A 22440-nucleotide genomic window follows, 5' to 3' on the forward strand; every position below is an offset into this window, starting at 1 on the left:
CACTATGGGAAACCAAGTGAACACGATTGCGCGCGACCGCTCTGGCGGGCTTGCGCGGTGGTCAGAGGCGCGAGGCGCGAGGCGCACGAGAACGTACGAAGGAGGCCCCATGGGCTTGTTCGATCGCATCAGCGACGGGTTGTCCCGGTCGCGCGACAAATTCAAGGAGTCGATGAACGTCCTGTTGGACCGCGGGCCCGATTTGGACGAGGAATTCTGGGAGGGCCTGGAGGAGACGCTCATCTTGTCGGACGTGGGCGGTGCCGCCGCGGCCGATATCGTGGAGCGGCTGCGCGATCAGGCTACGCGCCGCGCGCTGCCCGACGCCTATGCGGTGCTCGACTTGCTGAACGACGAGATTGCCGCCACCTTCACCGCGGGCGGCGAGGACATCTTGGGCGGCCAGCCGGCGGTGGTGCTGTTCGTGGGCATCAACGGCACGGGCAAGACCACCACCGTGGGCAAGCTCGCCAAGGCCGCCACCGACGCGGGTCGCAACGTCATTTTGGGCTCGGCCGATACCTTCCGCGCTGCTGCCATCGAACAGTTGGAGGTGTGGGCGCGCCGCTCGGGCGTGGAGATGGTCACTCGCGAGCGCGGCGCCGATCCGGCGAGCGTGTGCTACGACACCCTGGAGCGGGCCGAGGCTGAGGGCGCCGATCTGGTGCTCATCGACACGGCCGGGCGCCTGCACACCTCTGCCGACCTCATGCGCGAGCTTCAGAAGGTGGTGAACGTGGTGCGCAAGCGCTCGAAGCTGCCGGTGCACACGGTGCTCGTCATCGACGCCACCACGGGCCAGAACGGCCTGCAGCAGGCCCGCGAGTTCAACCGCGCGCTCGATCTGGACGCGCTCATCGTGACGAAGCTCGACGGCACGGCCAAGGGCGGCATCGCCGCGGCCGTGAGCCACGAGCTTCAGCTGCCCATCGTGAAGATCGGGGTGGGCGAGGGTATCGACGATCTGCGTGACTTTAACGCCCATGAGTTCGCCGCCGCCCTGGTGGGCGCCTTCGACGAGCGTTTCGACGCCGACGAGGACGGCTTGCGCGGCGAGAACGCCAAGGAGGCCGCCGTGACCGCCGGCGAGCGTCGCCGCGATGTGCTGGAGGGCGCGCCGGCGGCGGTCGAGGCCGAGGTTGCGGAAGAGGCTGGAGCCGAGCCCGAGCTCGCGGAAGCCGTCGTTCCGGCTGCGGGCGAGCCCGTGCTGGATGCGCAGGGCGACGTGGAGGAGGCCTTTGCCGATGCGGCTCGCGAGGTTGCCGCGGAGCCCGCCGATGCCGATCTGCTGGACGCGGCGCTGGGTCATCGCACCCACGATACCATCGTGGTTGAGACCGAGGAGGACACGCCCGCCGGTCTCGAGGCCGCAGAGCCCGAGCCGGCCGGCGAGCCCGAAAAGAAAAGCTTCTGGAAGCGCCTGTTTGACTAGATAAGGAACCCCCATGCTCGAGAATCTCTCCGAACGCCTTCAGGGCATCTTCTCCGGCCTGCGCAGCAAGGGCCGCCTGACCGAGGACGACATCAATGCCGCCATGCGCGAGATTCGCCTGGCGCTTCTGGAGGCCGACGTCAACTTCAAAGTGGTGAAGAACTTCGTCGCCCGCACCAAGGAGCGCTGTCTGACCGCCGAGGTGCTCGACTCGCTCACTCCGGCCCAGAACGTGGTGAAGATCGTGCTGGACGAGCTCACCGAGCTTCTGGGCCGCACCGACTCGCGGCTCGTGCTGGGCAGCCGCATCCCCAACGTCATCATGCTCGTGGGCCTGCAGGGCTCCGGCAAGACCACGGCCGCGGCGAAGCTCGCCTACCGCCTGAAGCAGGAAAACCATTCGCCGCTGCTCATCGCCGGCGACGTGTACCGTCCCGCCGCCGCCGACCAGCTGCAGACGCTGGGCGACGAGATCGGTGTGCGCGTGTATCGCGGCGACGGGCGCGACCCGGTGGCCATCGCGCGCGAGGGCATCCAGGACGCCATCGACAACCTGCGCGACGTGGTCATCATCGACACCGCCGGACGTTTGCACGTGGACGAGGACATGATGGCCGAGGCCCAGGCCATCAAACAGGCCGTGAAGCCCGACCAGATCCTGATGGTGGTGGACGCCATGACCGGCCAGGACGTGGTGAACGTGGTGGAGGCTTTCTCCGCTGCTGTGGACTTCGACGGTGTGATCATGTCGAAGATGGACGGCGACGCCCGCGGTGGCGGCGCGCTTTCCATCCGCGAGGTCACCGGCAAGCCCATCAAGTTCATCTCCTCGGGCGAGAAGCCCGATTCCCTGGAGCAGTTCCATCCCGATCGCATGGCCAAGCGCATCTTGGGCATGGGGGACATGGTGTCGTTCATCGAGCAGGCCGTGGCCATGCACGAGGCCGAGGAAGAGGAGATGGAGGCCGAGCGCCTGATGCGCGGCACCCTGACGCTGGACGACTTCGTGACCATGAACCGCCAGGTGCGCAAAATGGGCGGCGTGAGCAAGCTCGTGAGCGCCCTGCCCGGCGGCGACAAGGCGTTGGGATCGGGCCAGGTGGACGAGGGGGCGCTCGATGCCATGGAGGTGATCATCAACTCCATGACCAAGGCCGAGCGCGCCAAGCCGGAGCTTCTGAACGGCAGCCGTCGCGCGCGCATCGCCAAGGGCGCCGGCGTTACGGTAACCGAAGTGAATCAGATGATGAAGAAGTTCAACGAGACCAAGAAGATGTTCAAGCAGGCTACGGCCGGCATGGACATGGCATCCGGTCGCGGCAAGAAGGGGAAGAAGGGGAAGGGCAAGCGCCGTCGCGGGTTGGGACTGCCCGGTATGGGCGGCATGTCCATGAAAGACCTGAAGAAAATTCAGGACATGATGGGCCAGTAGGCCGCTTCGCTTCCTTTCATTTTTCGCAAGAGTCCATTCGGGATTACGAAACTGAATTTCGTAACACCAGGCGGCTTCCTGTGGTATTGTTACGTCTTGAAGAGATGTAACACCATGAGGAGTTCGCTATGGCGTTGTCGAGAAGGTCGTTTTTGAAAGCGTGCGGGTGTGCCGCGGGCGTCATGGGCGCCGGTGCCCTAGCAGGGTGCGGAGGCACTGGGGGAGCGAACGCGTCAGGCGCTGCCGCAGGTGCCGCGGCGGGCGCGGGACCCGACGGCGTAAGCCAGGTGGTCATCACCATGACGCCCTCCTCCGAGCCGGCGGCCGGCTTCAACCCGCTGGTGGGCTGGGGTGCCGGCGAGCACGTGCACGAGCCGCTCATCCAGTCCACTCTCATCGCTACCGATAACAACCTGGCCTTCGTGAACGATTTGGCCACCGACTATTCCTGCTCCGAGGATGGTCTTACCTGGACGTTTTCCATCCGCGACGATGCGAGGTTCACCGACGGCGTGGCGCTGACGGCCGAGGACGTGGCCTTCACCATCAACGGCATCGCCAACGGCGAGGGCGCCGAGGCCGACCTGTCCATGGTGCAGGAAGCCCGCGCCCTTGATGCCGTCACCTGCGAGATTGCCATGAAACGCCCCAACAACGCGCTTCTGTACACGCTGGCTGTGGTGGGCATCGTGCCGGCCCATGCCTACGGGGCCGACTATGGCGAGCACCCCATCGGCAGCGGGCGCTATATGCTGGAGCAGTGGGATCGCGGCCAGCAGGTTATTTTGCGCGCCAATCCCGACTACTACGGCGAGAAGCCGCTCATGGACCGCGTGGTGGTCCTGTTTATGGAGGAAGACGCGTCGCTGGCCGCGGCGAGCTCGGGGGTGGCCGACGTGGCCTACACCTCGGCGTCCCTGGCCGGCGCGGTGCCGGCGGGATACACCCTGCTGAACTGCGCCTCGGTGGATTCCCGCGGCATCTCGCTGCCGTGCAACCCCGCCGGTACCGATGTGGTGGTGGATGGCGATATGGTGTACGTCGGCGGTAACGACGTGACCTGCGACATAGCCGTGCGCCAGGCGCTGAACTGCGGTGTTGACCGCGAGGCCATGATCGAGCGCGTGCTGGCCGGTTTCGGGCATGCAGCCTATTCGGTGGGTGACGGGATGCCCTGGTCGAGCGAGGCCATGCGCGTGGAAACCGACGTCGCAGCTGCCGAGCGCCTGCTGGATGAGGCCGGCTGGGCCCGTGGCGGCGACGGCATGCGCTCCCGTGCCGGCGTGTCCTGTGCCTTCGACCTGTATTACGCTGCGGGCGATTCCACCCGTCAGGCCTTGGCCTACGACTTCGCCGACCAGTGTGCCGCGCTGGGCATTGCCGTCACGCCCAAGGGGGCCAGCTGGGATGACATCTATACGCGCCAGTATGCCGATCCGGTGCTGTGGGGCTGGGGCTCCAACTCGCCGGTGGAATTGTTCGAGCTCACCTACTCCGAAGGCTGGGGCAACTATGCCCAGTACATGAATGCCGAGGTGGACGCTAATCTAGAGGCGGCCCAGGCGACCCGCACGGTGGAGGAGTCCTATCCCTTCTACCAGGCGGCCCAGTGGGACGCGGCCACGGGCACGGGCGTGGCGCCCGAGGGCGCGGCCACGTGGGTGTGGCTCGCCAACGTGGATCACCTGTACTTTCAGCGCGAGGGGCTTGCCGTGGCTGAGCAGAAGCCGCATCCGCACGGGCATGGGTGGTCGCTTGTGAATAATATCGATCGCTGGTCGTGGAGCTAGGGAATGACGGCGCGCACCGACCGCGAGCTTCGGGTAATGCTCAGTCGCTCAGACAGTCCTCGCTCGGCGGAAATGCCCACGGGGCATTTCCGTTTGCCGCGGAACTCGCTTGGTGAGCACCACCCGAAGCTCGCCTCAATGGGACAATTCCAGGCGCCTGTCGGAACCTCGCTGACTTCCTTGGGCGAACAGGTAAGTTCTGGAATATATAATGATTAAATATGTTGCATCACAATTCGGGCGGTTCGTGCTGCTTATGGTGGCGGTGGCGGTGGTGACGTTCGCGCTGGTGAGCCTGTCGCCGGTGGATCCGCTTCAGGCTAATGTTGGTCAGGCGGCACTGCTTTCCATGAGCGAGGAGAAGCGGGCGGCGCTGGCTGCCTACTGGGGAGCGGACACGCCGATGCACGAGCGCTTCCTCGCGTGGCTTGCCGGTCTTATCCAGGGCGATATGGGCACCTCGCTGCGCTATAACGCGCCCGTGACCGACGTCATCGCGGCCCGCGCGGGCAACTCGCTTGCTCTTATGGGGGTGGCTTGGGTGGTCTCGGGCGTGCTCGGTTTCGGCTTGGGGGTGGCCGCGGCTTTGGCCGAGGGGCGCCTGCTCGACCGTGTCGTGCGCGGCTACTGCTTCGTGCTGGCGGCCTCGCCCACCTTCTGGGTGGGCCTGCTGCTGCTCATGGTGTTCTCGGTGGGGCTCGGATGGTTTCCCATGGGCTTCTCGGTGCCGGTGGGCGTGGCCGCCGCCGATGTGACCTTCGCCGACGCGCTGCACCATATGGCGCTGCCGGCCATCACGCTGTCGGTGGTGGGCGTGGCCAACGTGGCCCTGCACACCCGTGCCAAGGCCGCCGACGTGCTGGCCAGCGACTACGTGCGCTTTGCGCGGGCGCGGGGTGCCAGTCGCACGGGCGCCATGCTGCGCCACGGCCTGCGCAATCTGGCGCTGCCGGCCATTACCCTGCAGTTCGCCCAAATAGCAGAGATCTTCGGCGGTTCGGTGCTCGTGGAAGAGGTATTCAGCTATCCCGGCCTGGGCCAGGCGGCCGTCACGGCCGGCCTCGGCGGCGATGTAGCGCTGCTCGCCGGCATCGCGCTCGTGTCGGCGGCGTTCGTGTTTGCGGGGAACTTGGCCGCGAATCTCATCTACGGCCTGGTGGACCCGCGCATGCGCCCCACCCAATCCGGTCATGCCGGAGGGTCGGGCTTCAGCCCGCCCGCCCCCGATGCGGCGACACCCTCCGCCCCCACCGGAGGGACGCCCTCCGGCCAACCCGCTTCCACCGGAGGGGCGGGCTTCAGCCCGCCCGCCCCCGACGACGAGGGGAGGCGGCTATGACGCAGATTGTCCCGAACGCCGTCATCGACACTTCCGAGGCGCCGGTGATCTCCGCGCCGCGCATCAGGCGGCTTCCCAACCGCAAGCGTTCGGCTGCCCTGGCTACGGTCGCTGTGCTGTTGCTGGCCGTCGCGGTTGCCGCGGGGCTTCTACTGCAGCCCGCCGCTCAGACCGTTGACTTCGCGGCCAAGAACCTCGCGCCCTCGCTGGCCCATCCCTTCGGCACCGACTGGATGGGTCGCGACATGTTCTGCCGCACGCTGGCCGGTCTTTCCACCAGTGTGCTGGTAGGTCTGGGCGCCGCGGTCGCTTCGGCGCTCATCGCGCTGGGCCTTGCTGCTGCGGCCGCGCTAGGTCCGCGTTGGGCCGATCACGCCGTTAGCTGGCTTACCGACCTTATGATGGGCATTCCCCACATCGTGCTGCTCATCCTTATCTCTTACGCTTTGGGAAAGGGGTTCTGGGGCGTGACCATCGGCGTGGCTCTCACGCACTGGCCGAGTCTTGCCCGCGTGCTGCGCGCGGAAATTTTGCAGTGCAAGAGCGCCGACTACGTGACCGCGGCCGCGCGCTTGGGCCAAAGCCGCGCGTCCATTGCCGTGCGGCACATGCTTCCCTACGTGCTGCCCCAGTTTGTGGTAGGGCTCGTGCTGCTGTTCCCCCATGCGATTCTTCATGAGGCTGCTATCACCTTTCTCGGCTTCGGCTTGCCGCCCGAGATGCCCGCTGTTGGCGTCATCTTGTCGGAGTCCATGGGGTATCTCTCGGCGGGCCTGTGGTGGCTTGCGGTGTTTCCGGGGGTGGCGCTGGTGGCCTGCGTCATGTTGTTCGATGTGGTGGGGGAGAGCCTGCGCAAGCTGGTGGACCCTGCTCGTGCCCAGGAATAGGAGGGAGTCGTGGAGGAGAATCGTCGCAAAGCTGCCGAGACGTGCGAGATTTCCGCGCCGCCGGCCGCCGCAGCCCAAGTTGCCGCAGCTGTTCCGGCGGCAAGGGCGGCCGGTGCCCACGAATCGCTTGACCACGGCGCATCGCCGGTGCATCACCATCACTCCCATGCCGCCGACTCGCGCCATGCCCACGGCCACCATCTGCTGACGGTGGAGGACCTGTCGGTGTCGTTTCGCATGTACAACGAGTACGCGGAAGAGGCGGAGGCGGTGTCTGCGGAAGGCGAGGGAGGTGTGCCGGGCTTGTCTGGCGTGCGCTCGGGGCACGGCGCCCGTCTGCGTCCGCATCCGCGTCCGTATGGTCGTCTGCGGCGCTACGTGGGCGCCCCCCAACGCGAGGTGGAGGTCATTCACGGCTTGAGCCTTTCCGTGCACGAGGGTGAGATCGTGGCCGTGGTGGGCGCGTCGGGCTCGGGCAAGACGCTGCTGGCCGATGCGGTGCTGGGCCTGTTCGAGCCCAACGCCCTCGTGCGCGGTCGCATCTGGTTCGACGGTGCGCCCATGGACGCCGCCTCGCTGGCGGCCGAGCGGGGGAGCGGCATTGCGCTGGTGCCCCAGTCGGTGGCGAGCCTGGACCCGCTTATGCGGGTGGGTCGCCAGGTGGAGGGCGCACCCCGGGGCCGTGGGGCCGTGCGGCGTGCCGACGCCGCCCGGCGGCGCGCCCGGCGCCGGGAGTTGTTCGCCCGTTACGGCCTTTCCGAAGATGTCGCCCGGCTGTATCCCCACGAGCTCTCCGGCGGCATGGCGCGCCGTGTGCTCTTGTGCTGTGCGCTCATGGAAAGCCCGAGGCTCATCGTGGCCGACGAGCCCACGCCAGGGCTCGACCTCCCGCTGGCCCGGGCGGCGATGGCCGATTTCCGCGCCTTTGCCAATACAGGGGGCGGTGTGCTGCTCATCACCCACGACATTGAGCTGGCCCTCACTGTGGCCGATCGCGTGGCGGTGTTCCGCGACGGCACCGTGGTGGAGGAGACCGCCGTGGCTTCTTTCGCCTCTCCGGACACCCTCGCGCACCCCTTCAGCCATCAGCTGTGGCATGCGCTGCCCGAGCACGGTTTCGCGGTGACGGAAGGGGAGGGGGCGGCCGGCCTGCCTGCGGAAGCGGGCAACGCGTCCGAGCGGTCAGCGGAAGGCGCCGCCGGCCTGTGTGTGGAAGGGGGGTCGTTATGCTAGAGGCCCACAACCTCACGGCCGCCTTCGACGGCCGCATCATTTTCCAGAATCTGAGCCTTGCCGTGGAGCCCGGCGAGCGCGTGCAAGTGGCGGCCCCCTCGGGTGCCGGCAAGACCACGCTGGCCCGCATCCTCGCCGGTTACGCGCGGCCCCGGGCGGGCGAGGTGCGCATCGACGGCGCGCCGCTTCCCAGGCGCGGCGCGTGTCCCGTGCAGCTCATCGGCCAGCACCCCGAGCGCGCCACCGACCCGCGTCAGCGCATGAGCGCCATGCTTGCCGAGGCGTCGGCCGACGAAGAGGAGCTCGCCCGTCTAGGCGCGGCCTTCGGCATCCAGGACCGCTGGCTTTCCCGCTTTCCCCACGAGCTTTCCGGCGGCGAGCTCCAGCGCTTCTGCATCGTGCGCGCCCTGGCCGCGAACCCCCGCTACCTCATCGCCGACGAGATCTCCACCATGCTCGATGCCCTCACCCAGGCCCAGATCTGGCAGGCTCTCCTCGTCGAAGCCGAGACCCGTGACCTGGGCCTCGTCTTCACCACTCATTCCGCCGCTCTGGCCGAGCGCATTGCCACCCGTATTGTGGAGTTGCGCCCTCAATGACACGAACTTCTCGAATTTTTGGTCACAAATTCGACTTTTGTGCATCCTCGGTTGTCTGAAGCGCGGAAAACGATATGCGATAGCGCCTCGTGAAGAGGATAAACACTATATCTTGTAGGTGTTGATGATGACTCGAACATCTTCTCTGGCTGGTCGAAGAGAAATCTGCACAAAACTCGAATTTGTGACCAGAATCGCGGTGGCTTTCTGCGCATTGCCGCTTACGTTGCCGGACCGTCGACGCCGTCATCCCCCGCAACGCGAGGAGCCGTCCGTGGATAGTTCGTGGACGCATGCTTGTCAAACGCGCCGTGAAGCCGTAATATAAGCAACTGCTGTTTTCGCCGCACTGTGCGAGCAGTGCTTGCGTATAGAGAAGTATCAGTTTAGAAGGAGTTCCATTTCATGGCAGTCAAGATTCGCCTCGCCCGCCACGGCGCCAAGAAGCGCCCGTACTACCGTATCGTCGTTGCCGACTCTCGCGCTCCGCGCGACGGTCGTTTCATTGAGGAAGTGGGCCGCTACAACCCCTGCTGCCATCCGCACCTCATCCAGTTCGACATGGAGAAGATGGACAAGTGGCTGGCCGACGGCGCCGAGCCCACCGAGACGGTGGAGCGTCTGTACAAGACGGCTCGCGAGAACGCCTAAGCCATGGCCGATCTGACGGAGGATCTGGCCGGCCTGGTTGATTCCATCGTCCGCCCTTTGGTGGATGAGCCCGATGCGCTGGAGGTGACGGCCGTCGAGGCCGAGGACGGCGCTGTCGTGGTGGAAATCCGCGTGGCCGCCGACGACGCCGGCAAGGTGATCGGTCGTCAGGGCCGAGTCATCAAGGCCATCCGCACTCTCGCCCGCGCTGCGGCTTCCCGCTCGGGCAAGCTGGTCGATGTGGAGCTCATCGATTAAATGCGCGGCTGGGTGGATATCGCCTATCTGGCGAAACCGAAGAATTTGAACGGAAGGCTCGTCGCACGAGGTGCGTCGGGCCTTCCCTTTGTGCTGTATTCGGGTTTGGAAGTGGCCCTGGTGCCCCCGCAGCTGGATGCTCCGCGCCGCGTGACCGTGGCCGAGGTGCAGGAAGTTGCCGACAACGAGGCCCTGGTGCTGTTCGATGAGGTGGCCGACTTGTCCACGGCCGAGGTGCTGGCCGGCTGTCGCTGCCTGGTGCGCGCGGCCGATGTTGACCTGACAGCGCTGGAGGAGGCCGAGGGTCTGCCCGACTGGGAGGGCTGGCGTGTGGAAGACGCGCGCGCCGGCTTGGTGGGAGATGTGGCCGCGGTGGACGATCGCGCCATGCAGCCCCTGTTGGTGGTGCGCCGTCCCGACGGCAGCGAGGCCTTGGTGCCGCTCGTGGACGAGTTCGTGGAGGCAGTGGACGAGGACGCGCGCCTCATCCGGCTCACGTGCCCTGATGGGCTGCTGGACTTGTAGCGGTGCGGCCTGCCCGTTCCGCATTCCCGCACCGAGGAGAACCCATGCTCATCGAAACCCTTTCGACGTTTCCCCATATGTATGACTCGGTTATGGGCGAGTCGATGATGAAGCGCGCCCAACAGAAGGGCATTCTGGAATTTCGCGCTCATGATCTGCGCGATTGGACCCATGACCGCCATCGCACCACCGACGACGATCCCTACGGCGGGGGCGCTGGTCTGGTCATGAAGTGCGAGCCCATCTTCGAGGCCGTGGAGGACATTCTGGGACCCGATGTTGTGGAAGCGAAACTTGCCTCGGTCGCAGAAGAGCGTGGCGAAGACGTCGGGCGCCCTGACCGAGCGATTTCCGCAGCGACTGGAACAGCCCAGTGGGCTGTTCCGCAAAGCGAGGACTGTCTGAGCGAATCAGGATGTCCGGCGGCTTCGCCCCGGGAGGGGCAACAACACCGCCCCCAAATCGTCTTTCTCGCCCCTCAGGGCCGCACCTTCGACGACGCCTACGCCAGCGAGCTGGCCGCCGAGGACCACCTGCTGTTCATCTGCGGCCACTACGAGGGCATCGACGAGCGTGTGTACGCCCTGGCCGACCATGTTATCTCGCTCGGCGACTACGTGCTCACCTCCGGCGAGCTGGCCAGCATGGTGATCATCGATGCCGTGGTGCGCAAGCTGCCCGGGGTGCTGGGTGCGGCCGATGGTCCCATCGACGAGTCGTTCACCAGCGGGCTTCTAGAGTATCCCCAGTACACGCGGCCTGCGCAGTTCCGGGGGATGGAGGTGCCGCCGGTGCTGCTGTCGGGCAATCACGCTGCCGTGGACCGATGGCGGCGCGAGCAGAGCCTGGCGCGCACCGCTGCATGGCGCCCCGACCTGCTGGATGCCTTCCGCGCCGCGGGCTGTCTGACGGCCGCTGACCAGAAATTTCTGTTGTCTTGCGAACCTGCTGAGCGAAGCGCAGGCGAAGGGGTATCATAGCTTTTCACAGTAATTTTCGCAGGCGGGAAAGGGTTCGGTCCATTCATGCACGAGCGTGACTACGCTTCTCACTCCACGGGTTTCTTGCGCACGCTGCTCAGCGTTCTCGGCCTTGTCTTCGTAGTGGTGGCGCTGTCGTGGGGCCTGCGCACTTTCGTGTTCCAGGCCTATGAGATTCCCTCGGGCTCTATGGAAGAGACTATCATGCCCGGTGACATGGTGTTTTCCGAGAAGATCACCTATTACGGGGGTACTCCCCAGCCAGGCGACATCGTCACGTTCGAAGACCCCGACCCGCTGTCGGCCGGGCGCATCCTCATCAAGCGCGTTATCGCCGTGGGCGGCCAGACCGTCGATTTGCGCGACGGCCGCGTGTACGTGGACGACGTGCTGCAGGACGAGCCCTACACGCGCGGCGAGCCGTCCTACGCGCTCACGCCCATGGCCGGCATCGACATCAGCTACCCCTACACGGTGCCCGAGGGGCGCCTGTGGGTGATGGGCGACAACCGCACCAACTCGCAGGATTCGCGCTTTTTCGGGGCGGTGCGCGCCTCGTCCGTCACCGGAAGGGCGATCTTCATCTACTGGCCGCTGAATAATCTCGGGCCCCTGTAAGGGCCGGCCCGTCTGAACGAGTTCGATCACCGAAGGAGAGCCATGACCCTGGAAAACGCGTCCCCGGCGGCGGGGGAGAAGCTGCCCCCCACCTTCCAAGACGTCATCATGAATCTGCAGCGCTACTGGGCAAGCGTGGGCTGCGTGGTGCTGCAGCCCTACGACAACGAGGTGGGCGCCGGCACCAACGCTCCGGCCACCACGCTGCGCTCGCTGGGTCCCGACACGTGGCGCACCTGCTATGTGCAGGGCTGCCGCCGTCCCACCGACGGCCGCTACGGCGAGAACCCCAACCGCGGGCAGTTCTACTACCAGTTCCAGGTGCTCATCAAGCCCTCGCCCGACAACATCCAGGACCTGTACCTGGGCAGCCTTGAGGCCATCGGCATCGATGTGGCGGCTCACGACGTGCGCTTTGTGGAAGACGACTGGGAGAGCCCCACGCTCGGCGCCTGGGGCCTGGGTTGGGAGATCTGGATCGACGGCATGGAGGTGACCCAGTTCACTTACTTCCAGCAGGTGGGCGGCTTCGAGTGTAACCCCGTGCCCGTGGAGATCGCCTACGGCTTGGAGCGCTTGACCATGTTCGTTCAGGGCGTGGACAACATGTACGACATCGTGTGGGCCCGCGGCGACGACGGCGTGACGTTCACCTACGGCGACGTGTATCTGGAAAACGAGCGCGAGTACTCCAAGTTCAACTTCGAGGTGGCCGACACCGACTTTTTGTTCCAGGAGTTCGCCGACCGCGAGGTGGAGTGCCTGCGCACTCTGAAGGCGAACCTGCCGCTGCCGGCCTACGACTCGGTGCTGAAGTGCTGTCATGCCTTCAACTTGCTGGACGCCCGCGGCGTCATCTCGGCCACCGAGCGCATGGCCTACATCCTGCGCGTGCGCACGCTGGCCAAGGCATGTTGCGCCTCGTACATGAAAAACGTCGTGGGAATGGACGTGGACACGGCCGATCTGGATGCCCTGCTTGCCGACGTGCCCGACCCGCTCGCGAAGCCTGCAGCCGAGAAGGAGGCCTAATATGACGAACACCGCAACGCTCGCCTTCGAAATCGGCACCGAGGAGATTCCCGCCTTCGATCTGAAGCGCGCCACCGAGCAGCTGGCCGAATTGGTGCCTGCGGCCCTGGATGCCGTGCGCATTCCCCATGGCGAGGTGTCCATCTACACTACGCCGCGGCGTTTGGTGGCCGTGGTGGCCGATGTGTGCGCGCAGACCGAGGCCCTGGAAGAGGTTTTCCGCGGTCCGGCGGCTTCCATCGCCTTCGACGAGGAGGGCAACCCCACCAAGGCCGCCATCGGCTTTGCCCGTGGCAAGGGGCTCGATGTGGACGCGCTCGAGCGCCGCGACGAGAACGGCACCGAGTACGTCTACGCCGTGCGCAATGTGCCGGCCCAGGCGGTGGCGGCGCTGCTGCCGGAGGTGCTCGCCGGCGTGATCGACGGCATCAGCTGGCCGAAGAGCTGCCGCTGGGGTACTACGAGCGAGATGTTCTCGCGTCCGGTGCGCTGGATGGTGGCGCTTTTGGGCGACACGGTGATCCCTGTGGAGTACGCGGGGCTGGTTGCCGGCAACGAGACTCGCGGTCACCGCTTCCTGGCCCCGGGCCCGCACAAGGTTGCCTCGGCTGACGAGCTTCTGCCCGTGATCTGCGGCGCCTACGTGGTGCCCACCCAGAAAGCGCGCGAGCAGGTCATCCGCGAGGGCGTGGCCGCCATCGAGGTCGCCACGGGTTGCACTGCCGACCTGCCGGCCAAGACCCTTACCGAGGTCATCAATCTTTCCGAGTACCCCACGCCCATGATGGGCACCTTCGACGCCGAATTCCTCAAGGTTCCTGAGGAGATCATCGTCGATGCCATGCTCATGCACCAGCGCTACTTCCCGCTCTACGATGCGGACGGCAAGCTGACGAACCAGTTCATCATCGTGTCCAACGGCGACCCGGCACATACGGCCACCATTGTCGACGGCAACGAGCGCGTGGTGGCCGCCCGCCTCTACGACGCGAAGTTCTTCTACGATGAGGATTTGAAGATTCCCCTGGCCGACTTCGTCGACCGTCTGGACGAGGTGGTGTTCCAGGAGGCGCTCGGCACCATGCGCGACAAGACCGCCCGCGTGGTGAAGCTGTCGGCCCGCATCACGTCGGCCGCCGGCATTGAGGCCGCCGAGATGCGCGACATCGCGCGTGCTGCCTACCTGGCCAAGGCCGACCTGGTCACGGGCGCGGTGGTGGAGTTCACGAGCGTTCAGGGCATCATGGGCAGCTACTACGCCACTGCCGCCGGCGAGCCCGAGCGCGTGGCCCGTGCCATTGCCGAGCACTACCGCCCGCGTTTCTCCGGCGACGCCATCCCCACGGATGTGATCGGTCAGGTGGTGGCGCTGTCCGACAAGATCGACACCATCTGCGGCCTGTTCGCCGTGGGCCAGGCTCCCACCGGCTCCTCCGACCCGTTCGCCCTGCGCCGCGCCGCGTTGGGTGTGCTGGCCATCCTGGAGGAGACGGGGCTGCCCATTAGCCTGGTGGAGACCATCGACGCGTCGCTCATCATCTACCGCGAGGCCGGGCTTGAGTTCGATAACGCCGCCGTACGCCGCGAGATCATCGACTTCTTCATCACCCGCGAGAAAGTGGCCCTGCGCGACGCCGGTGTGAAGGCCGACACCATCGATGCGGTGCTGGCTTGCGGTATCGAGGAGCCCATGGTGCTGGCCGTGCGCGCCCGCGCGCTGGAGGCCGCTCGCACGCATGACCCGGAGGTGTTCGCCGACTTGGCCACCGCCTTCGCCCGCGCCAACAACCTGCGCGAGATCGGGCTGGGCACCGGCTATAAGACCGCCGAGCTCAGCGACGTGGAGCGCGCGCTGTCCGACGCCGTGGAAGGCGCCGAGGAGGCTGTGGCGGCCGCCCTGCGCGAGGACCGCTTCGCCGATGCGCTGGTGGCTCTGGCTGCTCTGCGCGCCCCGGTGGACACCTTCTTCGAGACCACCATGGTCATGGACGACGACCCCGAGGTGCGCGCGAATCGTCTGAAGCTGCTGAACCGCTTCGCCAACGTGTTCGCCCACGTGGCCGACTTCGGCCAGATGGCCAAGAAGTAATGTTGTTCCGCTTGCGCGGCGTCCGCATCTTTGCCGGCCGTCGAGCGGGCTGATCTGTCAATGCCGAGGTTCCGCCCGATATTTCCTGTCGGCCGGAACCTCGCTGGTTTTCCGGGCTTTCCGGTGGAAGGGGTGCCGAATGCACAACCACACGCCTGACGAGCGCGCGGCTCGCGTGCCCACCATCCACGTTGTGTCCGATTCTATCGGCGAGACCGCCCAGGTGGTGGCCCGGGCCGCTGCGGCCCAGTTCGGGGTCACTAATCCGCGCCTCGAGGTGTTCTCGAAGATCAAGAGTTACCAGGAGGTGCACGACTACCTGGTCGATCACGTGGCCTACCACCAGCGCACCTTCGGCGACGACCGCATCCTCGTGTTCTACACCATCGTGGACGCGGGCATCCGTCACGAGCTGGCCGCTTTCACCGAGCGGCACCCCAACATCTTGGCCGTGGACGTCATGACCAGTGCGGTGGACGCCATCGCCGAGATGAGCGGCATGGAGCCGGTGAACGAGCCGGGGGCCCTGCGCGTGGTGGACAGCAACTACTTCCGCCGCATCGGCGCCATCGAGTTCACCATCGCCCACGACGACGGGCGCGCTCCCGAGGACCTCACCCGGGCCGATATTGTGCTTCTGGGCGTGTCGCGCTCGTCGAAGACACCGCTGTCCATTTACCTTGCCCAGCAGGGCTACAAGGTAGCCAACGTGCCGCTGGACCCATCCACCGAGCCGCCCGCGCAGCTGTTCGAGGTGGATCGCACGCGCCTGTTCGGCCTGATGATCAGCCCGGAGGTGCTCATCAGCATCCGCCAGAAGCGCATTAAGAAGGCAGCGGGCAAGACCGGCGGCGGCCAGTTCGCCATGCTGTCGAAGAACTACGCCGACCCGGAGTACATCTATCGCGACCTGGAGGCGTCCCGCGCGCTCATGCGCCGGCTCGGATGCATCGTCGTCCACACCGAGGGCCGTGCCGTGGAGGAGACCGCCCAGGAGATTTTGCGCTACTACGAGCGCAGCCACCCCACCGCCGCTGACATCATTGACTAGCCGCCTTCGCGCTTTAGCGGCCGTACTCGGTTCGGGCTGCTACCCGCGTGCCGCAACTCGGGCCGCCACGCCGCCCGCCTCACGGTTCGGTCGGGCTGCGTGCCGCAACTCGGGCCGCTGCGGCGCCCGCCTCGCGGTTCGGTCGGGCTGCGTGCCGTCGCGTAATTCCAGCTCCGCCCCGCTATGAGCGGCTCTGGCTTGCCGTCCGAGGCTTGTTTTGTCGCCTGGCAAAGAAATGTGGCCATAAAAACTAAGATATATATGCGTCTTTGGGCCAGAATGCTTCAAAATGGTCAATAAAGGTATGATTTATAAGTTTTTTCAGGCAACTTCGGCGAAAGACCCCGTTACTGTTGGTGTAGAACTTGGAAAAACCCGCTCCTGCTTACATGTACGGCGGCTAGTCTCAGGGTGTTTCCTGCGCCTTTCTTATACATCATGTCATTTTTGGACAAGAATGGTCCCATGGTGCGAAAACTTCCTAGACATCTTGTCGTTTCTGGCCACTACAGCGTTTCGCAATGCCCGATAAATTCTGTGGGCAAATTTTCTTTCGTGGAAGTCGAGGTGATGGTTCGATGCCGAGGGCGTGGAGGCGTTGCAGGCTGCAAGGGCAATGGCTGAGTCCGCGCTTGATGATGGCGCTTCAGGCTCGAGTTGGCCGCGCACTGCTAGGGTGTTGCAACATCGCCGGGACTGCGGGCGCGAGGGCGACATCCAGGAGCGCATCGACGGGGGCAAGTGCTGCAGCATCGCCGGGACTGTGGGCGCGAGAGGGGCCGCACCTTGCGATGGTGCCACGGATGCCGGCGGTGGCTTCAGTCTGTGAAAGCGGAGCAGGTTGCGCAAGGCGTCACAGGTCCCGCAAGGCGTCACAGGTTGCGCAAGCGTCGCGGGTTGCTTGCTTGGCCCGTGGTCTCGCGGGATGTTGCGGCTTCGCGGGTGCTCAAAATCTCGGGCGCGGGATTTCGATGTCGTTTTGCCAGCAATCCGCCATGCCGTCGTTTCGCTCGGGTTTTGTCCCGTTGCTGCATTCGAGCGGCGCCGTTTGCCCTGCGCTCCGTTGCTGGGCTAGCCATCGCTGGTCAAGATAATGGTCGAGTGACCACCCCATGCGGTACAGCGCTGCATGACACGCGCGGAATTTCGTGGATCGAATACGCAATCGTCGGTGCAGGTGGCGGCTTATCTCTCGCGCGATCTCCTCCATTGACCGCGACGACGCGAGCTGACTGGTGGTCACGGTGATCACCCTGTAGCCGTCAGCCTCAAGTGCCAGGCGCTTTTTCGCGTCTTGGGCGGCCTGCTGAGGCGTGAGGTGCTCGGCGTTCGAATCGAATTCCACCGCAAGCTTCGCCTCGGCCCAGCATAGGTCGGGAATGAGCATGCGGCGCTCCGAGATGCGCTGCGCTCGTCGAGATGGAGCGATGGGGTCGTTTGCCGATAGGCCTCTTAAACCGAATCCTCCCAGACGATTGGGCATATTTAACGCCATGTGCATAAATATCTCTGGAGGCGAATAGGCGCATTGCGCTACAAGGGGCAATATGCCTCGCAGGATTCGGCTGCCGTCGATAGGAGCACATCGGCCGAGGTAACTTGCCAGGCGCGCAGTATCGGTCAGGGGCTCTCGCCGAGCAAGGCCGCCGGGGGAGTGAGGATCGAGGGCGAACGCGGCGCACAGAGCGCTTGCGGCTTGTACGAGTTGAGGCGTGGAAAGCCGACAGGCGAGTTGCGCCAAGCACAGTTCCGGCGAGGAAACCACAATACCGTGATCGACGCGGATGAATGATCCCCGAGGGTACTTATGGCGTGAGGAATGAATGCGGCAGCCGGGAAGTTGCGGACGATTCCAAGTGCGTGTGAGCAGATGGACCGGAGCGGGAACAAATGGCGCCCGTTCGCGCAGATAGGAGAGAGCGGCGGCGTTGATGCCCCCGTTCTGAAGTACGTGATCATCGGTGACTCCGCGCGCTGAGGGCCGTACTGCAGCAGTGAGCCACCAGGCGAGGGCCGAGGGGCCTTGTAAGATCAGTCTCACGGGCAATTCCTTTCCACAAGCGGGGTTCGCGCCCGCCGGTCGGCGGAGTGCACCTTTCCGGGAGCCCTGTTGGGACATCGTCTTGGGTGGCGACGATTATCGTTTCGGAAAGGTGGGCGAAACCCTAGGCGAAAGGGCGTCGCATTTTCAACCCACGGGGTGTCGTCTGGGAGTCGTGCGATGGCCGTAAGGGAACCGCGCACGAACCGTCTTTTTGCCACAAAGGCCTGGTGAGAGGGAGGTGAACTAGGGTGCCCCGAGGACAGATTGGCAGGCCTCTGACAGGGGAGGAGGTCGCATGTGCAGCCCTCTTGTGGAGAAGTGGTGTACTAATATTGAGGAAACTGCTCATGAATAGAGCCTGCTGTGGGGCATGTGGGAGCGCGTACGCGCTTCGGGCAGAATGCGGGATAAAAGCGGCTAAGCGGAAGAATGCGCAAGAGGCCGAGGCTGCAGCGAGGAGCGCAGGGGACGGGTGGCCGGGAGGCCGGGAGGCCGGGAGGCCGGGAGGCTGAGAGGCCTGGTGGCCTCATGGACGGGCGACCTGGTGGCTGGGAAGCCTGGTGGCCTGATGGACGGGCGACCTGGTGGCCGGGAGGCCGGGAGGCCTGATGGCTGGGAAGCCTGGTGGCCGGGAGGCCTGGTGGACGGGTGACCTGGTGGCCTGATGGTCGGGTGGACGGAAAGCGGAGGATGTATACGCACCTGGCGCTTCCAAGCGAACTTGTTGGCCTAAAAAACGAGGATGTATATGGGATTTCAAGCGGGTGCGCTGCGATGGAAAAATGAGAATGTGAGTGAAATTGAGAAATGCCTGGTGAAGGGGTTCATCGAGCCATCATTGATGCGCTGGGACCGCGGAATAGGCGGTGAATCGCTTATAAATCGTTGCATTTGTGGCCATAAAACGGCGATAAGGCTGACGTGCGCATATACATCTTGGTGTTTGCGACCAGGGGCGGTTGGGCCGCGGGGCCGCGGTGCCGTTTGCGACCAGGGGCGGTTGGGCCGCGGGACCACCGTGCCGATCGGGGTCGCGGCGTCGCCTGGGGATGGGGCGGTTGGGCTTGCGGGGCCACCGTGCCGATCGGGGTCGCGGCGTCGCCTGGGGACGGGGCAGGCGGGCGCCTGGGCGGCGCCGGGATGCCGTTTTCGGCCGGGAGCAAGCGGGCATCAGGCACCGCTCAAGAGATTTTGCGTTACTGCGGGCGACGGCGTGGAAGGAACGCTGATATTGTTCGCTCAATCCCTTATACTAAGAGACATTCGCGCGGCCGTCTCTTCGTGGCCGGCAGCGCGCGCCTGGTCTGGCTCTTGGCTGGCAGGGTGGAAAAGGCAACCGCACTGAATGCAGTGCATAGCTTAAGGAGAAGTAAGGTGACAGAAGCAGTGAAGCGCGTCTACGCCTTCGGCAAGGACGCCAACGGGAACAACGTGACCGAGGGCAACACCGATATGAAGTGGGTGCTCGGCGGCAAGGGCGCCAACCTCGCCGAGATGGCCAACATCGGCCTGCCGGTGCCTCCGGGATTCACCATCACCTGCCAGACCTGCATGGAGTACGCCAACGCCGACAACACCTGGCCCGAGGGCGCGCTCGACACCATCGCCGAGTACCGCGCCGACCTGGAAGCGCGCATGGGCAAGCGCCTCGGCGACGCGGAGGATCCGCTGCTCGTGTCCGTTCGCTCCGGTGCCCCCTTCTCCATGCCGGGCATGATGGACACCGTGCTGAACCTGGGTCTGAACGACGAGTCCATCAACGGCCTCATCAAGCAGACCGAGAACCCGCGCTTCGCCTGGGACTCCTACCGCCGCTTCATCCAGATGTTCTCCAACGTGGTCATGGGGCTTGACGGCGACCTGTTCGAGAACGCCATCGTGGCCATGAAGAACGACCGCGGCGTGGCTTCCGACACCGACCTGACCGCCGAGGACCTGCAGGAGCTCGTCGCCGAGTTCAAGGCCATCTTCACTGATAACGTCGACGGCGAGGCCTACCCCTCCCTCGTGGTGGACGGCACGGTGGCCTTCCCGCAGGACCCCATGGTGCAGCTGCAGCTGGCCATCGAGGCCGTGTTCGGTTCCTGGAACAACCCGCGCGCGGTTCTCTACCGCCAGAAGGAGAAGATCGCCGACGACCTGGGCACCGCGGTGAACGTGCAGTCCATGGTGTTCGGCAACAAGGGCAACACGAGCGCCACCGGCGTGGCCTTCACGCGCAACCCCGCCAACGGCGCCAAGGAGTTCTACGGCGACTACCTGGTGAACGCCCAGGGCGAGGACGTGGTGGCCGGTATCCGCAACACGAGCCCCATCGCCGAGCTGAAGGAAGTGGAGGGCCTGGAAGAGGCCGGCGCCCAGCTGGAGGAGATCTTCGGCGTGCTGGAGAACCACTTCCGCGACATGTGCGACATCGAGTTCACCATCGAGCAGGGCAAACTGTGGATGCTGCAGACCCGCGCCGGCAAGCGCACTGCCGCCGCCGCGCTGGGCATCGCCATCGCCATGGAGAAGGAGGGTCTCATCACCAAGGAGGAGGCCGTGCGCCGCGTGGCCCCCGAGCAGCTGGACCAGCTGCTGCACCCGCAGTTCGACAAGGACGCTACCTACGACGTGGTGGCCCGCGGCCTGAACGCCAGCCCGGGTGCCGCGGTGGGCGAGGCCGTGTTCTCCGCTGCCGACGCCGTGGCCGCCGCCGAGGCCGGCCGCAAGTGCGTGCTGGTGCGCTGGGAGACCAACCCCGATGACCTGGCCGGTATGATCGCCGCCGAGGGCATCCTCACCTCGCACGGTGGCAAGACCAGCCACGCGGCCGTTATCGCCCGCGGCATGGGCGCGCCGTGCGTGTGCGGTGTGGAGGCGCTGAAGATCGACGCCGCCAAGAAGGAGGCCGCCATCGCCGGAACCGACATCGTCATCCGCGAGGGCGACATGATCTCCATCGACGGCACCACCGGCATCGTGGTGCTGGGCGCGGTGGACCTGGTGATGCCCGAGCTGACTGGTGACCTGGACACCATCCTGGAGTGGGCCGACGAGTTCCGCACCCTGGGCGTGCGCGCTAACGCCGACAACCCCGAGGACGCCGAGCTGTCCCGCGACTTCGGCGCCGAGGGCATCGGGCTCTGCCGTACCGAGCACATGTTCCTGGGCGATCGCAAGCAGATCATCCAGACCTTCATCTTAAACGACGATGAGCTGATCCGCGAGAAGGCCGTGGCCGACTTGTACGAGGCCCAGGTGGGCGACTTCTACGGCATGTTCAAGGCCATGGACGGCCTGCCGGTGATCGTGCGCCTGCTGGACCCGCCGCTGCACGAGTTCCTGGAGAGCCCGCGCGAGCTGGACGTGGAGATCGCGAAGTTGGAGGCCACCGGTGCTTCGGTCGACGTCATCGCCGAGAAGCGCGCGCTGCTGGAGAAGATCGACGGCTTCGCCGAGCAGAACCCGATGCTGGGCATGCGCGGCTGCCGTCTGGGCATCGTGTATCCCATCCTGCCCGAGATGCAGGTGCGCGCCATCGCCACCGCGGCGGCCCGTCTGAAGAAGGAGGGCCTGGACCCGAAGCCCGAGATCATGATCCCGCTGGTGTCGGTGCTGCCCGAGCTGGCGAAGCTGCGCGGCGTGGCCGAGGGCGTTATCGCCGAGGTGGCCGCCGCCGAGGGCGTGGAGCTGTCTATCCCCGTGGGCACCATGATCGAGCTGCCGCGCGCGGCCGTGACCGCCAACGAGATCGCCACCGAGGCTGACTTCTTCTCCTTCGGCACCAACGATCTCACCCAGACCACCTTCGGCTTCAGCCGCGACGACGTGGAGGGCGAGTTCGTGCCGCAGTACCTGGAGGAGCGCCTGCTGCCCTACAACCCCTTTGCCACCATCGATCCGGGTGTGGCGAAGCTGGTGCAGATGGGCGTCGAGCTGGGTCACGAGGGCAATCCCGATATCGTCTGCGGCGTGTGCGGCGAGCACGGCGGCGATCCGGAGTCCATCCACACGTTCAACCGCATCGGTCTGAACTACGTGAGCTGCTCTCCCTACCGCGTGCCGGTGGCCCGTCTGGCCGCCGCCCAGGCTGCTCTCAGCCAGCGCTAGGCAATCGCGCGCATTCGCACTTCACGGGCGCGGGAGGCTTCGGCTTTCCGCGCCTTTTGCGTAAGGGATGTTGCGGACGCGGCGCGAGGTTGGTAGAATAGCGCCAACGGAAGCCCGGTGTGGTTATCGGGCAGTGCCGTTTTTGCTCTGAGGCTCGGATGCTGCTACATCCGAGCCTTCTTTACGTTAACCCGAAGATTGTTGGAATAGCTTGAGGGGTGGCGTCTCGTATGCTAAAATGAGCGCCAACGGAAGCCCGGTTCGTTAGCGGGCAGTGCCGTTTTTGCTCTGAGGCTCGGATGCTGCTACATCCGAGCCTTCTTTACGAGCAAGCGTGCGTTTCTGCTCGGTGCTCTGGGTACAGAGTTTCACCACCGCGGTCGCCAAC

General features: G+C 65.4%; 17 protein-coding genes. 16 read left to right on the top strand and 1 reads right to left on the bottom strand.

Translation table 11 applies throughout. From position 1 onward, the window contains the following. Positions 1 to 109: 109 nt before the first annotated feature. The 15 genes from ftsY to VIN30_RS09640 all read left to right on the top strand — a co-directional run bounded on the left by ftsY (position 110) and on the right by VIN30_RS09640 (position 15916). Positions 110 to 1432, top strand: coding sequence for a signal recognition particle-docking protein FtsY (ftsY, locus tag VIN30_RS09570; protein ID WP_338211150.1), 1323 nt, complete (start codon positions 110 to 112; stop codon positions 1430 to 1432). 13 nt (positions 1433 to 1445) lie between these two features. Continuing rightward, positions 1446 to 2864: a signal recognition particle protein gene (gene ffh, locus VIN30_RS09575; RefSeq protein ID WP_326424166.1), complete on the top strand. Its 1419-nt coding sequence runs from the start codon at positions 1446 to 1448 to the stop codon at positions 2862 to 2864. 128 nt (positions 2865 to 2992) lie between these two features. After that, the gene (locus VIN30_RS09580) at positions 2993 to 4654 is read left to right on the top strand and encodes an ABC transporter substrate-binding protein (protein ID WP_338211152.1); all 1662 of its coding nucleotides are present in this window, start codon (positions 2993 to 2995) and stop codon (positions 4652 to 4654) included. A 211-nt stretch (positions 4655 to 4865) separates the two neighbouring features. Then, positions 4866 to 5993 carry an ABC transporter permease gene (locus VIN30_RS09585; protein WP_338211154.1) on the top strand — a complete coding sequence of 376 codons (1128 nt, stop codon included), beginning with the start codon at positions 4866 to 4868 and terminating at the stop codon, positions 5991 to 5993. After that, positions 5990 to 6880 carry an ABC transporter permease gene (locus VIN30_RS09590; protein ID WP_338211156.1) on the top strand — a complete coding sequence of 297 codons (891 nt, stop codon included), beginning with the start codon at positions 5990 to 5992 and terminating at the stop codon, positions 6878 to 6880. Before VIN30_RS09585 ends, VIN30_RS09590 begins: the two co-directional genes overlap by 4 nt. A 9-nt stretch (positions 6881 to 6889) precedes the next feature. Continuing rightward, positions 6890 to 8113, top strand: a complete 1224-nt coding sequence (locus tag VIN30_RS09595) for an ATP-binding cassette domain-containing protein (protein ID WP_338211158.1) — start codon at positions 6890 to 6892, stop codon at positions 8111 to 8113. Next, the gene (locus tag VIN30_RS09600) at positions 8107 to 8712 is read left to right on the top strand and encodes an ABC transporter ATP-binding protein (protein WP_326424170.1); all 606 of its coding nucleotides are present in this window, start codon (positions 8107 to 8109) and stop codon (positions 8710 to 8712) included. Before VIN30_RS09595 ends, VIN30_RS09600 begins: the two co-directional genes overlap by 7 nt. Before the next feature lie 405 nt (positions 8713 to 9117). After that, a complete protein-coding gene (rpsP, locus tag VIN30_RS09605) occupies positions 9118 to 9363 on the top strand; it encodes a 30S ribosomal protein S16 (protein ID WP_326424171.1) in 246 nt (81 codons plus the stop codon). A gap of 3 nt (positions 9364 to 9366) precedes the next feature. Then, positions 9367 to 9621, top strand: a complete 255-nt coding sequence (locus tag VIN30_RS09610) for a KH domain-containing protein (protein ID WP_338211161.1) — start codon at positions 9367 to 9369, stop codon at positions 9619 to 9621. Positions 9622 to 9633: 12 nt separating this feature from the next. Beyond that, positions 9634 to 10146: a ribosome maturation factor RimM gene (locus VIN30_RS09615; protein WP_338211163.1), complete on the top strand. Its 513-nt coding sequence runs from the start codon at positions 9634 to 9636 to the stop codon at positions 10144 to 10146. A 44-nt stretch (positions 10147 to 10190) separates the two neighbouring features. Beyond that, positions 10191 to 11126, top strand: a complete 936-nt coding sequence (gene trmD / locus VIN30_RS09620; RefSeq protein ID WP_338211166.1) for a tRNA (guanosine(37)-N1)-methyltransferase TrmD — start codon at positions 10191 to 10193, stop codon at positions 11124 to 11126. A gap of 45 nt (positions 11127 to 11171) precedes the next feature. Continuing rightward, positions 11172 to 11744: a signal peptidase I gene (lepB, locus tag VIN30_RS09625; RefSeq protein WP_326424175.1), complete on the top strand. Its 573-nt coding sequence runs from the start codon at positions 11172 to 11174 to the stop codon at positions 11742 to 11744. 42 nt (positions 11745 to 11786) lie between these two features. After that, positions 11787 to 12776: a glycine--tRNA ligase subunit alpha gene (locus tag VIN30_RS09630; protein WP_326424176.1), complete on the top strand. Its 990-nt coding sequence runs from the start codon at positions 11787 to 11789 to the stop codon at positions 12774 to 12776. Position 12777: 1 nt separating this feature from the next. Continuing rightward, positions 12778 to 14865, top strand: coding sequence for a glycine--tRNA ligase subunit beta (gene glyS / locus VIN30_RS09635; RefSeq protein ID WP_338211168.1), 2088 nt, complete (start codon positions 12778 to 12780; stop codon positions 14863 to 14865). 139 nt (positions 14866 to 15004) lie between these two features. Then, the gene (locus VIN30_RS09640; protein WP_338211170.1) at positions 15005 to 15916 is read left to right on the top strand and encodes a pyruvate, water dikinase regulatory protein; all 912 of its coding nucleotides are present in this window, start codon (positions 15005 to 15007) and stop codon (positions 15914 to 15916) included. Between the two features lie 946 nt (positions 15917 to 16862). Here VIN30_RS09640 and VIN30_RS09645 read toward each other — a convergent pair. Continuing rightward, positions 16863 to 17303, bottom strand: a complete 441-nt coding sequence (locus VIN30_RS09645; RefSeq protein WP_338211173.1) for a hypothetical protein — start codon at positions 17301 to 17303, stop codon at positions 16863 to 16865. 2031 nt (positions 17304 to 19334) lie between these two features. On the opposite strand from VIN30_RS09645, the gene ppdK reads away from it, so the two are divergent. Further along, positions 19335 to 22052, top strand: coding sequence for a pyruvate, phosphate dikinase (gene ppdK / locus VIN30_RS09650; RefSeq protein ID WP_338211175.1), 2718 nt, complete (start codon positions 19335 to 19337; stop codon positions 22050 to 22052). Positions 22053 to 22440: the final 388 nt, after the last annotated feature.

Origin of the sequence: Adlercreutzia wanghongyangiae, assembly GCF_035989245.1 — a bacterium.
Taxonomy (GTDB): Bacteria; Actinomycetota; Coriobacteriia; order Coriobacteriales; family Eggerthellaceae; genus Adlercreutzia; species Adlercreutzia wanghongyangiae.